The sequence below is a fragment of the Ideonella livida genome (assembly GCF_010499455.1).
In the GTDB taxonomy this organism is placed as follows: Bacteria; Pseudomonadota; Gammaproteobacteria; order Burkholderiales; family Burkholderiaceae_C; genus Ideonella; species Ideonella livida.
In genome coordinates this window covers 29,228-42,974 of the sequence record NZ_JAAGOH010000002.1, presented here as the reverse complement: position 1 = coordinate 42,974, position 13,747 = coordinate 29,228, and the positions used below count along the sequence as shown (strand labels likewise).

Here is a 13,747-nt window from a genome sequence, read left to right as displayed (position 1 = left end):
CGCTCTTGGACGTAAAGGCAACCGGCCCCAGACCGCAAACGTGGAAGGGATGAGCTGGTGAGAGGGAGCAGGTGTTTGGATGCCGAGCGCTTGCTCGGCAGTCATCGCCTACGTACGAGAAGAGCATGGCGGAAAGCGAACAGTGGAACCACGCCGGCGGTTGGGTGCAGGGGATGCGCTTTATCTGTCGTGCGCTGGGCGCAGTGCACCGAGGGCAGGGCGTCACCGTGTGGGTCCGGCGCGTCAGGCTGATGGTGGCCTCTGCCCGCAAGGTGCACCTGTGGCGCCCGCTGGCGCAGGCGAAGTCAGGCCCGCTGGCCGAGCTCGCGACTGCCCGGCCCGAAGTGCTGGGCATGCTGGAGTGGCCGTATCAGCATTGCGGCTGGTCTGTGGAGGAGCGCTTCCGGGCGTTTTACGGTCACTACCGCGAGCTTCAACATCTGGCCTGGCTGCGGGTTCCCTTGGGTTGTCGTTGGGTGTTGGCCCGGCTGGATGATGTGTATCCGGACCTCTCCGTGCAGCTCGACCGTCCCATTTGGTTGTTCCGCGAAGGTGAGTTGTCCCTGAACCTGTTTGTCGGGGACCTGCGCGCCTACACCTTGGCCTTCAGTTTCGACCGCGATGAACGGGGCCGGCGAGTGTCCCGCGTCGGAGGCATACAAGGCAGGTCGGTGGAGGGGGCTGCCGAGCTCTATGCGGGTCTGACCCAGGCGCTTCACGGCTGCCGGCCGCGGGATTTCATGGTGGCCTTGCTGCAGTTCATTTGCGAGGGCGCGCAAGTGGAGCAGATCCTGGCGGTATCCGACGCCAGTCGACACCACCTGCACCCCTACTTTGGCGCCGGTGCGGCCAAGGACAGGTCGTCGGTTTATGACGAGATCTGGACGGACCGCGGTGGCGTCCGGGGGGACGATGGGTTTTTTCGGCTGCCCGCGCGGCATGTGGCCCGGGACCTGGCCGAGGTGCCGGCCAAGAAGCGGGCGCAGTACCGGCGGCGGTACGCGCTGCTGGCGCGCCTGCAGGCGGATATCCGCGATATCGGACAATTGGGTCAGCCCTGTCCTGATGTCGTGACCACGCCCGCCACATGAGCCCTGATGCCTGTCCCCTGTGCCTCCTCCGCCCCGAAGACGCCGTCTGGCATGACGCGCACTGGCAGGTCATCCGGGCCCAGGAGTCCGGGTTCCCGGCTTTTTACCGGTTAGTGCTGCGCCGCCACGCGGCCGAGTTCACCGACCTCACCGCCACCGAGCGCCAGCGCTGCATGTCGCTGGTCGCCGTGATGGAGCACGTGCTGCGCGACACCCTGCAGCCCACCAAGATCAACCTGGCCACCCTGGGCAATGTGGTCCCGCACTTGCACTGGCATGTGATCGCCCGGTTCGAGGGCGACAGTCACTTTCCGCAACCGGTCTGGGCCGCGCCTGTGCGCGCCCAGGATCCCGCCGCCTTGGCCTCGCTGTCGGCCCGCCTACCGCAGCTCGAGGTGCGGATGCGCGAGGCCCTGGACGCCTGCGGCCCTTGCGCGGCGGCCTGACCGGCTCCCCGGTCCTGCCACTACAGTCTGAGGTGGGCGCTGCGCCCGGCCGCGCCGGCTGGCTTTGCGCCCATCCCTCGCCCCTTTGCCTTCCACCGCTTCCTCGTCACGCCATGACCATGCCGCAGCCCACTTCGCTCACCCTGCACCAGACTTCCCGTCAGCTGGAGATTGGTTTTGACGACGGGCAGGTCTTCCATCTGCCCTTTGAGCTGCTGCGGGTGTATTCCCCCTCTGCGGAGGTGCAGGGCCATGGCCCCGGTCAGGAGGTGCTGCAGACCGGCAAACGCGGCGTGAACATCACCACCTTGGTGCCGGTGGGCCACTACGCGGTGCAGCCCACCTTTGACGACGGCCACGACACCGGGCTCTACACCTGGGAATACCTCTACCAGCTGGGGGCCCGCCAGGCCGAGTTGTGGGCGCAGTACGAGCAGCGGTTGCTGGAGGCGGGCGTGGACCGCGACGCACCCATGCCCGAGAAGTCCGGCTCGGCCTGCGGCAGCCACTGAGCGTCCGGTCCGCCCCAGAATCCAGATTGCAAGGAAACCCATGTCGCAGACGCATTTCGGCTTTCAGACCGTGGAAGAGACGGAGAAGGCCCGCAAGGTCAAGGGCGTGTTCGACTCCGTCGCCTCCAAGTACGACGTGATGAACGACCTCATGTCTATGGGCATGCACCGGGCCTGGAAGGCGTACACCGTCGCGGTGGCCAACCTCAAGGCCGGCGACAAGGTGCTGGACATCGCCGGGGGCACGGGCGACCTCTCCCGTGCATTTGCCCGCAAGGTGGCGCCCACCGGCACGGTGGTCCACACCGACATCAACCACGCCATGCTCTCCACCGGTCGCGACCGGCTGGTCAATGAGGGCCTGGTGTTGCCCACGTCCCTGTGTGATGCGGAGAAACTCCCCTTCAAGACCGGGGAGTTCGACCTGGTGAGCGTGGCCTTCGGCCTGCGCAACATGACCCATAAGGACCTGGCACTGGCTGAGATGTGCCGGGTGCTGCGTCCGGGGGGGCGCCTGCTGGTGCTGGAGTTCTCGAAGGTGGCCGCACCACTGCAAAAGCCCTACGACTGGTACTCGTTCAACGTCCTGCCCAAGCTGGGCAGCATGGTGGCCGGCGATGCCGAGAGCTACCGTTACCTGGCGGAGTCGATCCGCATGCACCCGGACCAGGCCACGCTGAAGGCCATGATGAAGACCGCCGGCTTCGGGCATGTGGACGTGCACAACATGACCGGCGGCGTGGTGGCCCTGCACGTGGGCATCAAGTGCTGAACCCAGCCTGCGACCTCCACCGCCTTACCGAGAAAACGACATGAGCACCAAGATTCTGCTGACCGGGGCCACCGGCTACATCGCCTCACACACCTGGCTGGCCCTGTGGGAGGCCGGCTATGAGGTGGTCGGGGTGGACAATTTCTCCAACAGCTCTCCCGAGGTCCTGCGCCGCCTGACCGAGCTGTCCGGACGCACCCCCACTTTCATTGAGGCTGACGTCAACGACGCGCAGGCCATGGAGGCAGTGTTCGATGCCCATCCCATCGCCGCCGTGGTGCACTTCGCTGCCTTCAAGGCGGTGGGCGAGTCCACCGCCCAGCCCCTGAAGTACTACGAGAACAATCTCGGTGGCCTGGTCAACATGTTGCAGGTCATGGGCCGGCGCGGCGTGCGCAACTTCGTGTTCAGCTCCAGCGCCACCGTCTATGGCGAGCCGCAGTTCCTGCCCTACACCGAGCAGCATCCCCTGGCGGCCATGAACGTCTACGGCCGCACCAAATTGATGGGCGAGCAGATCCTGCGCGACCTGGAGGTGGCCGAGCCTGACTGGCACATCGCCTGGCTGCGCTACTTCAACCCCGTGGGGGCCCACGAGAGCGGCCGCATGGGCGAGGATCCCCGGGGGGTGCCCAACAACCTGATGCCTTATGTGCAGCAGGTGGCGGTGGGTCGTCGCGAATACCTGTCGGTCTTTGGCGGCGACTACGACACCCCGGACGGTACCGGCGTGCGCGACTACCTGCACGTGATGGACCTGGCCGAGGGCCATGTGGCGGCGGTGCGCTACCTGCTGGAGCGTCAGCGCTCGATCACCGTCAACCTGGGCACCGGCGTGGGTTACAGCGTGCTGGACCTCGTCCGTGCCTTCGAAAAAGCTGCCGGCAAGCCCATCCCCTACCGCATCGTCGAGCGCCGCCCCGGCGACCTGCCTTCCTACTACGCAGACGCCACCCTGGCGCGCGAGGCCCTGGGCTGGCAGGCCCGTCGCAGCCTGGAGCAGATGTGCGCGGACGCCTGGCGCTGGCAGAGCGGCAATCCTCAAGGCTACGGCGGCTGAGTCGAACCGGCCCGACGGGCACCCCAGTGCCCGCCAGGGCTGCACACCGCTGCCTACAATGAGGCGCATGGCTGATCCCCTTGCTTTTCTCACCGCGACGGTTATGCCCGCGGCCACCGCCCGCTTCGTGCTGCTGGCCAACCATGTGCTGCAGGCCGCCCCGGCGGCCACCGAACGGCTGCGTGCCCACGCCGGACGCCTGGTGCAGGTGGACGTGGAAGGCTGGCGCCTGCCGTTGCTGCCGCAGCCCCCTTCCCTGTGGCTTCGCATCACGCCCGCCGGCATGTTTGAGCAGCCGGGGCCGGACGAGCCCGGCGCGGCGCCCGATCTGCGCCTGGGTGTGGACGCGTCCCAGCCGCTGGACAGCGCCCGGCGCTTGGCGGCCGGAGAGGTGCCAGCCGTTCGCATCGAGGGCGACGCCGCCCTGGCGGCCGACATGAGCTGGCTGCTGGCCCACGTGCGCTGGGATCCGGCCGCCGACCTCGAGCGGGTGTTTGGGCCGATGGTGGCGGAAGGTTTCAGCCGTGCGGGTGGTACGGCGATGGCCGCCGTGCGGCAGGTGGTCCAGAGCGTTTCCGGCGTCGTCCGCCGACCCTGAGGCGGATCTCGGTCCCCCGTTGACCGCAGGCCGGCAGGCCGCGCTCCAACCTCGCCTGACGTGGCCCGCGCCCTGCGCGGCGCCAGTGGGCGTCCTCTTCCCCGTCCTGGCGTGTGTTGCCGGGGCACCAGCCCCCTGCGGGGGCCCCCAGAGCATCGGAACCCGCCCATGAGGTACTTCGCGCGCCTGATCCGCATCCTGTTCACCCTGTGGCGCCATGGCGTGGTGGACATGGCCCTGTCGGGGACGCCGCATGCCGGACTGCGCTGGCTGGGCCGCCTGAGCACCCTGGGCACGGAGTTGCAGGCCCCGCGTGGCGAGCGCTTGCGCCTGGCCTTGGAGGCCCTGGGGCCGATCTTCATCAAGTTCGGCCAGGTGCTCTCCACCCGGCGCGATCTGGTGCCCCCGGACATCGCCGAGGAGCTGGCCAGGCTGCAGGACCGTGTGCCACCGGTGCCGTCCGCGCTGGCGCGGCAGCTCATCGAGCGCGGCCTGGGCCGCCGTATCGAGGAGGTCTTTGCCGACTTCAGCGCTGACCCCGTGGCCAGCGCATCCATTGCGCAGGTGCATTTCGCCACCCTCAAGGACGGGCGGGAGGTCGCCGTCAAGGTCTTGCGCCCCGGCATGTTGGCCGTCATTGAGGATGACCTCGCCCTGCTGCACACCCTGGCGCGTTGGGTGGAGCGCCTCTCGGCGGACGGCAAGCGGCTGCGGCCGCGCGAGGTGGTGGCCGAGTTCGACACCTACCTGCACGACGAGCTGGATCTGGTGCGCGAGGCTGCCAACGCCGCCCAACTGCGCCGCAACATGGCCGATCTGCCTTTGATCCTGGTCCCGGAGATGCATTGGGACCACAGTACCGAGACGGTGCTGGTGATGGAGCGCATGAAGGGGGTGCCCATCAGCCAGGTGGGACGCCTGCGCGAGGCGGGCGTGGACATCAAGAAGCTGGCCCGCGATGGCGTGACCATCTTCTTCACCCAGGTGTTTCGCGACGGCTTCTTCCATGCCGACATGCACCCCGGCAACATCCAGGTGAGCCTGGACCCAGCGACCTTCGGCCGCTACATCGCCTTGGACTTCGGCATCGTGGGCACCCTCACCGAGGTGGACAAGGAATACCTGGCGCAGAACTTCATCGCCTTCTTCCGCCGGGACTACAAGCGTGTGGCCGAGCTGCACGTCGAAAGTGGCTGGGTGCCGCGCAACACCCGCATCGAGCAGCTGGAGCAGGCCATCCGCGCCACCTGTGAACCGCATTTCGATCGCCCGCTCAAGGAGATCTCGCTGGGCCAGGTGCTCATGCGCCTGTTCCAGACCTCGCGGCGCTTCAATGTGGAGATCCAGCCGCAATTGGTGCTGCTGCAGAAGACGCTGTTGAATGTGGAGGGCCTGGGTCGCGAACTGGACCCGGACCTGGACCTGTGGTCCACCGCCAAGCCCTTCCTGGAGCGCTGGATGAACGAGCAGGTGGGCTGGCGTGCGCTGCTGCGGCGCGTCAAGGAAGAGGCGCCGCTCTACGCCAAGCTGCTGCCTGAACTGCCCCGGCTGCTGCATGCCCGCCTGCACGCCGAACGCGCCGACGAGCGTCCGCTGCTGGCGGCGCTGCTGCGCGAGCAGCGCCGCACCAACTGGCTGCTGTCCGCCGTGCTGTGGAGCGGGCTGGGCTTCTTGCTGGGCGCGGTCATCACCCGCTTGGTGACCCAGTTCTGGCGCCTGTGAGCCCCGGATGGGGCAGGGCGGGGCGCCGTGGTGGCGCCCCGGGGCCTCACTTGCCGGCCTTGAACTTCTGGAAGATACGGGTCTGGACCCGGCGGATGTCCTGCGGCACGCTGTCCGGCGGGGTCATCTTGGCCATGTCTTCGGCGCTCAGGAAGACGGTGCGGTTCTCCGCCACTTCCTTCTTCACGTGCTTGAGCGAGGCCTTGTTGGGGTTGGCGTAGAACACCTTGTTCGTCAGGCTGGCATGCACCTCGGGGCGCATGATGTAGTTGATGAACAGGTGGGCGTTCTTGACGTTCTTGGCGTCTGCCGGGATGGCCATGGAGTCGAAGAAGAGGGTGGCGCCCTTGGTCGGGATCAGGGCTTCCAGCTTCACGCCGTTCTTGGCCTGCTGGGCGCGGGCGCGGGCGATGTTGATGTCGCCCGAGTAGCCCATGACCACGCACAGGGAGCCAGCGGCCATCTCCTCGATGTAGCCGGAGGAGGAGAAGCGGGTGACGTAGGGGCGCACCGACATCAGCATCTCGCCGGCGGCCTTGTAGTCCTCGGCCTTGGTGGAGAAGCCCGGCTTGCCGGTGTAGATCATGGCCACCGGCAGCACTTCGGAGGGTGAGTCCAGGAAGCTCACGCCGCAGCTCTTGAGCTTGGCTGCGTACTTGGGGTCGAACACCAGCGACCAGGCGTTCTCGGGCATGGGCAGTTCACCCAGGGCCTTCTTGACCTTGTCCACGTTGATGCCCACGGTCACATAGCCCCAGAGCCAGTCCACCAGGTACTGGTTGCCGGGGTCCACGGCCTCCATCTGCTTGAGCAGGGCAGCGTCCAGGTTGGCCCAGTTGCTCAGTTGGCTGCGGTCCAGCTTCTGGAACAGGCCGGCGGCAATTTGCTGCTTGGCGAAGTGGGCACCGGGCACCACGATGTCATAGCCCGTCTTGCCGGCCACCAGCTTGGCGTGCAGCACCTCGTTGTTGTCGTAATTGTCGTAGCGGACCTTGATGCCGGTCTCCTTCTCGAAGTTCCGGATCGTGTCCTCGGCGATGTAGTCTGACCAGTTGTAGATGTTCAGGACCTTGGAATCGTCGGCTGCCTGGGTCAGACCGCAGGCCGCCAGGGCCAGTGCGGCGGGCACGAGGCGCTTGAGCAGGGAACGCATGAAGGGAGACTCCTCAGCAATGGGGGGCTTGGGACCATGGACTGCGGCTGGAGCAGCCGCGAGCGGCCCGGATTCTAGGAGGGTGGCGCACGGATGCCGACGACCTGCGCGGCCAAGGGGGCAACCCTATAATTTCAGGCTTTCGTTCACTACAAGAAGATCGCCATGCCTATCTACGCTTATCGCTGCTCGGCCTGCGGCCATTCGCGTGATGTGTTGCAGAAACTCTCTGACGCGCCGCTCACCAGCTGCCCGTCCTGCGGCGCCGATGCCTTCCAGAAGCAGCTGACGGCCGCGGGCTTCCAGCTCAAGGGGTCGGGCTGGTACGCCACCGACTTCAAGGGTGGCGGCAGCAGCAGCACCGGCACGGCGCCATCGCCGGCCCCGGCGGCGGCCGAGCCGGCCGCCGCAGCCCCTGCGGCCTCGCCCTCCACCCCCTGCGGCGGCTCCTGCGCCTGCCATTGAGCCGGAAGCGCCCCGGGGTCGCGCATGCCCGTTCGGCGTGCCCGGCGGCGCGGTCAAAGCGCACCAGCAAAACGGGCACAATCGCCGCTCCGTTCCTCCTGACATCGCCCAAGTGAAGAAATACCTCATCGCCGGTCTGCTGACCTGGCTGCCGCTGGCCATCACCGTATGGGTGCTGCTGTGGGTGCTGGGACTCATGAACGGCATGTTCGGCACCGTGCTGTCGGTCACCCAGGCCGTCTTCCCCGCCAGCGCGCGGGAAGGCCTGGAGCAGTTACGCACCATTCCCGGCCTGGGCGTGTTGGTGATGGTGGTGGCCATGCTGCTGACCGGTGTGTTCGTCACCAACATCTTCGGGCAATGGTGGGTGCGGCAATGGGACACGCTGCTCACGCGAATTCCCATCGTCAAGTCCATCTACAGCTCGGTCAAGCAGGTTTCCGACACGCTCTTCTCCAGCAGTGGCAATGCTTTCCGCGAGGCGGTGCTGGTGCAGTACCCCCGCCAGGGCTCCTGGACCATCGCCTTCGTCACCGGCAAGCCTGGCGGCGAGGTGGCCGCCAAGCTGCCGGGAGAGCATGTGAGCCTGTATGTGCCCACCACGCCCAACCCGACCTCCGGCTTCTTCCTGATGGTGGCGCGCGACCAGGTCACTCCCCTGGGCATGAGTGTGGACGAGGCGCTCAAGTACATCATTTCCATGGGGGTGGTGGCGCCCCCGGCGTCCGCCTCCGCCTCCGGCACTTCGTTGCCGGAGGAGGCCGACCCCAATCGGCGGGGCTGAACGCCCCGCCCGGTCCCCGCGTTCAGTCCTGAGGCCCCGTGCCCGCCCCCGGCCCGGCCCCCGATGGGAGCCCCTCACGCCCCTGGCCGTGACGGCGCCCGACCTGACACCGAATCACCCGAGAAACACATCATGCGAAGCAGCTATTGCGGCCTGGTCAACGAGACCTTCGACGGCCAGATCGTCACCCTCATGGGCTGGGCCCACCGTCGTCGCGACCATGGCGGCGTGATCTTCATCGACCTGCGTGACCGCGAGGGCGTGGTCCAGGTCGTTTGCGACCCGGATCGTCCGGAGATGTTCAAGACCGCCGAAGGCGTGCGTGGCGAGTTCTGCCTGAAGGTGGTGGGCAAGGTGCGCCAGCGCATGGCCGGCACCGAGAACGCCAACCTGGCCAGCGGTCGAGTCGAAGTGTTGTGTCACGACCTCGAGGTGCTGAACCCGTCGGTGACGCCGCCGTTCCAGCTGGACGACGACAACCTCTCCGAGACGGTGCGCCTGACCCATCGGGTACTGGACCTGCGCCGCCCGCAGATGCAGAAGAACCTCATGCTGCGCTACCGCGTGGCCATGGAGGTTCGCAAGTTCCTGGACGCCAACGGTTTCGTGGACATCGAGACCCCGATGCTCACCAAGAGCACGCCGGAAGGTGCCCGCGACTACCTGGTGCCCAGCCGCGTGCACGACGGCCAGTTCTTCGCGCTTCCGCAGTCGCCCCAGCTCTTCAAGCAGCTGTTGATGGTGGCCGGCTTCGATCGCTACTACCAGATCACCAAGTGCTTCCGTGACGAGGACTTGCGCGCCGACCGTCAGCCGGAATTCACCCAGATCGACATCGAGACCTCCTTCCTCACCGAGGAGGAGATCCGCGCGATGTTCGAAGGCATGATCCGCTCGGTTTTCCGCAACGCCATGGGCGTGGAGCTGCCGGTGTACCCGGTGATGCCGTATTCCGAGGCCATGTTCAAGTACGGCTCTGACAAGCCTGACCTGCGCGTGAAGCTGGAGTTCACCGAGCTCACCGACGTCATGAAGGACGTGGACTTCAAGGTGTTTTCCGGCCCGGCCACCACCCCGGGGGGCCGCGTGGTGGCCCTGCGCGTGCCGGGTGGTGCCGAGATCAGCCGCGGCGAGATCGACGCCTACACCGAGTTCGTCAAGATCTACGGGGCCAAGGGCCTGGCCTGGATCAAGGTCAACGACGTGGCCAAGGGCCGTGATGGGCTGCAGTCGCCCATCGTCAAGAACTTGCATGACGCCGCCATCGGCGAGATCCTGGCCCGCACCGGCGCCTGCAACGGTGACCTGTTGTTCTTCGGCGCCGACAAGTCCAAGGTGGTCAACGATGCCATCGGCGCACTGCGCCTGAAGGTCGGCCACAGCGAGTTCGGCAAGAAGAACGGTCTGTTCGAAGACAAGTGGGCACCGCTGTGGGTGGTCGACTTCCCGATGTTCGAGTACGACGAGGGTGAGGACCGCTGGAACGCCTGCCACCATCCCTTCACCAGTCCCAAGGATGGCCACGAGCAGCTCATGGCCACCGACCCGGGCGCCTGCGTGGCCAAGGCCTACGACATGGTGCTCAACGGCTGGGAACTGGGTGGCGGCTCCATCCGTATCCACCGCGCCGATGTGCAGTCCAAGGTGTTCGAAGCCCTCAAGATCTCGGAAGAGGACCAGCGGATCAAGTTTGGCTTCCTGCTGGATGCGCTGCAGTACGGCGCGCCTCCGCATGGCGGCCTGGCCTTCGGCCTGGATCGGCTGATCACCCTGATGACCAAGGCCGAGTCGATCCGCGACGTGATCGCTTTCCCGAAGACCCAGCGCGCCCAGTGCCTGCTGACCGGCGCCCCGAGCAATGTGGATGAGAAGCAGCTGCGCGAGCTGCACATCCGCCTGCGCAATGCGCAGCCGGCCGCGTCCTGAGTCCGCTGCGCGTCGCCTGAGCCCGAGGCCGCGGCGCCTCGCGCGGCGCTGACCCCACGGAAGCCCGCTTCGGCGGGCTTCGCGCTTTTCTGATCGTCCTGCGGACACCGGGCGGACATCCTGCCTTGGGGAGAATGCACCCATGAACACCACCTCCACACTTCCTCAACTCAGCCTGGACCAGGTGCTGGCCGCGCTGCGTCATCCCCATGCGTGGATCGAGCTGGCAGCGGTGGCCATTGCCGTCGGGCTGGCCTGGCTGATGGTGCGCCTGCTGCGTGGCGCCGAGGCGCCCCGTGGCTCGATCTGGTTCGGCGACCGCATCGTTGACGGCGTCTTCTTTCCGGTGCTGGCGCTGGGTTTGACCTACGGCGTGCGCGCCCTGCTGCAGGTGCTGGCCATTGAGGTCAGCCTGTTCCGCATCGTGCTGCCGGTCATGGTCTCCTTTGCCGTCATCCGCCTGTCGGTGCGGGTGCTGAGCGCGGCGTTTCCCGAGTCCCGGGTGGTGCGGATGGCGGAGCGCACCATTTCCTGGGTGGCTTGGGCGGCGGTGGTGGCCTGGGTGACCGGGGTGCTGCCGCAGCTGCTGGAGGAGCTCGACCAGGTCCACTGGAAGTTGGGCACCAGCCAGGTATCGCTGCGCACCCTGCTGGAGGGCAGCCTGTCGGCCGGTTTTGTGCTGATGCTGGTCCTCTGGGCGTCGGCCGCCATCGAATCGCGGCTGCTGCAGGGCGCCACCGGGGAGCAGCTGTCGCTGCGCAAGGCAGCAGCCAACCTGGTGCGTGCGGCCCTCACCTTCGTGGGTCTGCTGCTGGCCCTCTCCGCCGTGGGCATTGACCTGACGGCCTTGTCCGTCCTGGGTGGTGCGGTGGGCGTCGGCCTGGGCTTTGGACTGCAGAAGCTGGCCGCCAACTACGTGTCCGGCTTTGTCATCCTGGCGGAGCGCAGCCTGCGCATCGGGGACATCGTCAAGATCGACCAGTTCGAAGGCAAGGTGACCGACATCACCACCCGGTACACCGTCGTGCGCGCCCCCAGCGGTCGTGAGGCCATCGTGCCCAATGAGACCCTGATCACCACCACGGTGGAGAACCTGTCGCTGGCCGACCGCCATCTGCTGCTGCAGAGCCCGGTGAGCGTGGCCTACGGCACGGACCTGCAGGCGCTGATGCCGGCCCTGGTGGAGCGGGTGCGTGCCGTGCCGCGCGTGCTGGCCGATCCCGCCCCCAGCGTGCTGCTCAACGCCTTTGGCGCGGACGGGCTGGACCTGGTGGTCTGCTACTGGATTGGTGACCCGGAGAATGGCCAGGGCAATGTCCGCTCCGATGTGAACCTGGCCGTCCTGGCCCTGCTCAACGAGCAAGGGGTGGAGATTCCCTACCCGCAGCGTGTGCTGCGCCTAGAGGGCCAGGGCACGGCGCTGATCGCCGAGCCGCCCGGCCGCTGAGGGGAGAGGCGGCCAGGCTGGCCCCCGCATGAAAAAAGGGGCGCCGTTGGCGCCCCTTTCACAGTCCAGCCCACCTGCGACGTGGTGGGGGTGGCACGAGGCGGTGTCGGTCAGGCCACCGTGACGGGGATCTTGCCGATCTTGGCCTGCCAGGTCTTGGGGCCTTCGATGTGGGCGCTGGTGCCGCCGGCGTCCACCGCCACGGTGACCGGCATGTCGACCACGTCGAACTCGTAGATGGCTTCCATGCCCAGGTCGGCAAAGCCCACCACCTTGGACTGCTTGATCGCCTTGGACACCAGGTAGGCGCTGCCGCCCACGGCCATCAGGTAGGCCGACTTGTGCTGCTTGATCGCCTCGATGGCGACCGGGCCGCGCTCGGCCTTGCCCACCATGGCGATCAGGCCGGTCTTGGCCAGCATCATCTCGGTGAACTTGTCCATGCGGGTGGCGGTGGTGGGGCCGGCCGGGCCGACCACCTCATCACGCACCGGATCGACCGGGCCGACGTAGTAGATGACGCGGTTGGTGAAGTCCACCGGCAGGGGCTCGCCCTTGGCCAGCATGTCCTGGATGCGCTTGTGGGCGGCATCGCGGCCGGTCAGCATCTTGCCGTTGAGCAGCAGGGTGTCGCCGGGCTTCCAGCTGGCCACCTCGGCGGGGGTCAGGGTATTGAGGTCCACGCGCTTGGACTTGTTGTAGTCCGGTGCCCAGGACACGTCCGGCCACAGGTCCAGGCTCGGCGGCTCCATGAAGGACGGGCCCGAGCCGTCAAGCACGAAGTGGCCGTGGCGGGTGGCGGCGCAGTTCGGGATCATGGCGATCGGCTTGGAGGCCGCGTGCGTCGGGTAGGTCTTGATCTTGACGTCGAGCACGGTGGTCAGGCCACCCAGTCCCTGGGCGCCGATGCCCAGCGCGTTGACCTTCTCGTAGAGCTCGATGCGCAGCTCCTCGAGCTTGTTCTGCGGGCCGCGTTCCAGCAGCTCGTACATGTCGATGTCGTCCATCAGCGACTCCTTGGCCAGGAGTGCGGCCTTCTCGGCCGTGCCGCCAACGCCGATGCCCAGGATGCCGGGTGGGCACCAGCCGGCGCCCATGGTCGGGACGGTCTTGAGCACCCAGTCGACGATGTTGTCGGACGGGTTGAGCATGTAGACCTTGGACTTGTTCTCCGAGCCGCCGCCCTTGGCCGCGACGATCACGTCCACGGTGTTGCCGGGGACGACTTCCATGAAGACGACGGCGGGCGTGTTGTCCTTGGTGTTCTTGCGCTCAAAGATTGGGTCGGCCAGGACCGAGGCACGCAGGCGGTTGTCCGGGTGGTTGTAGGCGCGGCGCACGCCCTCGTTCACGGCGTCCTGGATGGAGCCGCTGAAGCCTTCCCACTTCACGTCCATGCCGATCTTCATGAACACGTTGACGATGCCGGTGTCCTGGCAGATCGGGCGACGGCCCTCGGCGCACATCTTGGAGTTGGTCAGGATCTGAGCGATCGCGTCCTTGGCCGCAGCGCTTTCCTCGCGCTCGTAGGCGCGGGCGAGGTGGGCGATGTAGTCGGCCGGGTGGTAGTAGCTGATGTACTGCAGCGCGGCGGCGACGCTCTCGACGAGGTCGTCGTAGCGGATGGTGGTGCTCATGTTGCGGGTCCCGTATGGAAGGCGGAGCGGCCTGGGGAACACCGCTCCGGCGGCGAGGAGAATGCCAGCCCAGGCTTGCGCCGGGCTGGCGGGCCGGCCGGGGAGGCTGGCCGGCGCCGGCAGTGTATCCAAGC

Annotated in this window: 13 protein-coding genes; 11 read left to right on the top strand and 2 right to left on the bottom strand. The window is 67.1% G+C overall.

Annotated elements, in window-relative coordinates; translation table 11 throughout:
- Window positions 1–125 precede the first annotated feature (125 nt).
- The 7 genes from G3A44_RS02175 (at window position 126) to ubiB (ending at window position 6,201) form a co-directional block, all read left to right on the top strand.
- Window positions 126–1,091, top strand: coding sequence for a VirK/YbjX family protein (locus G3A44_RS02175; protein WP_163455862.1), 966 nt, complete (start codon window positions 126–128; stop codon window positions 1,089–1,091).
- Window positions 1,088–1,537, top strand: coding sequence for an HIT family protein (locus G3A44_RS02170; RefSeq protein ID WP_163455861.1), 450 nt, complete (start codon window positions 1,088–1,090; stop codon window positions 1,535–1,537). Before G3A44_RS02175 ends, G3A44_RS02170 begins: the two co-directional genes overlap by 4 nt.
- A 113-nt stretch (window positions 1,538–1,650) precedes the next feature.
- Window positions 1,651–2,049 (top strand): gamma-butyrobetaine hydroxylase family protein, encoded by a 399-nt coding sequence (locus tag G3A44_RS02165; RefSeq protein ID WP_163455860.1) that lies wholly within the window; start codon window positions 1,651–1,653, stop codon window positions 2,047–2,049.
- 40 nt (window positions 2,050–2,089) lie between these two features.
- A complete protein-coding gene (gene ubiE, locus G3A44_RS02160) occupies window positions 2,090–2,821 on the top strand; it encodes a bifunctional demethylmenaquinone methyltransferase/2-methoxy-6-polyprenyl-1,4-benzoquinol methylase UbiE (RefSeq protein ID WP_163455859.1) in 732 nt (243 codons plus the stop codon).
- Window positions 2,822–2,861: 40 nt separating this feature from the next.
- Window positions 2,862–3,881: a UDP-glucose 4-epimerase GalE gene (gene galE / locus G3A44_RS02155; RefSeq protein ID WP_163455858.1), complete on the top strand. Its 1,020-nt coding sequence runs from the start codon at window positions 2,862–2,864 to the stop codon at window positions 3,879–3,881.
- Between the two features lie 67 nt (window positions 3,882–3,948).
- On the top strand, window positions 3,949–4,479 hold the full coding sequence (locus tag G3A44_RS02150) for a hypothetical protein (RefSeq protein ID WP_163455857.1): 531 nt from the start codon (window positions 3,949–3,951) through the stop codon (window positions 4,477–4,479).
- A 168-nt stretch (window positions 4,480–4,647) separates the two neighbouring features.
- Complete coding sequence (ubiB, locus tag G3A44_RS02145; protein ID WP_163455856.1) at window positions 4,648–6,201, top strand: ubiquinone biosynthesis regulatory protein kinase UbiB; 1,554 nt, start codon at window positions 4,648–4,650, stop codon at window positions 6,199–6,201.
- Between the two features lie 46 nt (window positions 6,202–6,247).
- Here the strand turns inward: ubiB and G3A44_RS02140 are convergent, their stop codons facing one another.
- Complete coding sequence (locus tag G3A44_RS02140; RefSeq protein WP_163455855.1) at window positions 6,248–7,354, bottom strand: polyamine ABC transporter substrate-binding protein; 1,107 nt, start codon at window positions 7,352–7,354, stop codon at window positions 6,248–6,250.
- Window positions 7,355–7,519: 165 nt separating this feature from the next.
- Between G3A44_RS02140 and G3A44_RS02135 the strand changes: the two genes are divergently transcribed.
- The 4 genes from G3A44_RS02135 (at window position 7,520) to G3A44_RS02120 (ending at window position 11,976) form a co-directional block, all read left to right on the top strand.
- On the top strand, window positions 7,520–7,819 hold the full coding sequence (locus tag G3A44_RS02135) for an FmdB family zinc ribbon protein (RefSeq protein ID WP_163455854.1): 300 nt from the start codon (window positions 7,520–7,522) through the stop codon (window positions 7,817–7,819).
- Window positions 7,820–7,931: 112 nt separating this feature from the next.
- Window positions 7,932–8,603, top strand: a complete 672-nt coding sequence (locus tag G3A44_RS02130; RefSeq protein ID WP_163455853.1) for a DUF502 domain-containing protein — start codon at window positions 7,932–7,934, stop codon at window positions 8,601–8,603.
- 132 nt (window positions 8,604–8,735) lie between these two features.
- Window positions 8,736–10,529, top strand: a complete 1,794-nt coding sequence (gene aspS, locus G3A44_RS02125) for an aspartate--tRNA ligase (protein WP_163455852.1) — start codon at window positions 8,736–8,738, stop codon at window positions 10,527–10,529.
- A gap of 142 nt (window positions 10,530–10,671) precedes the next feature.
- Entirely contained in the window at window positions 10,672–11,976 is a 1,305-nt protein-coding gene (locus G3A44_RS02120; RefSeq protein ID WP_163455851.1) for a mechanosensitive ion channel family protein, read from the top strand.
- A 110-nt stretch (window positions 11,977–12,086) separates the two neighbouring features.
- Here the strand turns inward: G3A44_RS02120 and G3A44_RS02115 are convergent, their stop codons facing one another.
- The gene (locus tag G3A44_RS02115; protein ID WP_163455850.1) at window positions 12,087–13,613 is read right to left on the bottom strand and encodes a fumarate hydratase; all 1,527 of its coding nucleotides are present in this window, start codon (window positions 13,611–13,613) and stop codon (window positions 12,087–12,089) included.
- Between the last annotated feature and the right edge of the window lie 134 nt (window positions 13,614–13,747).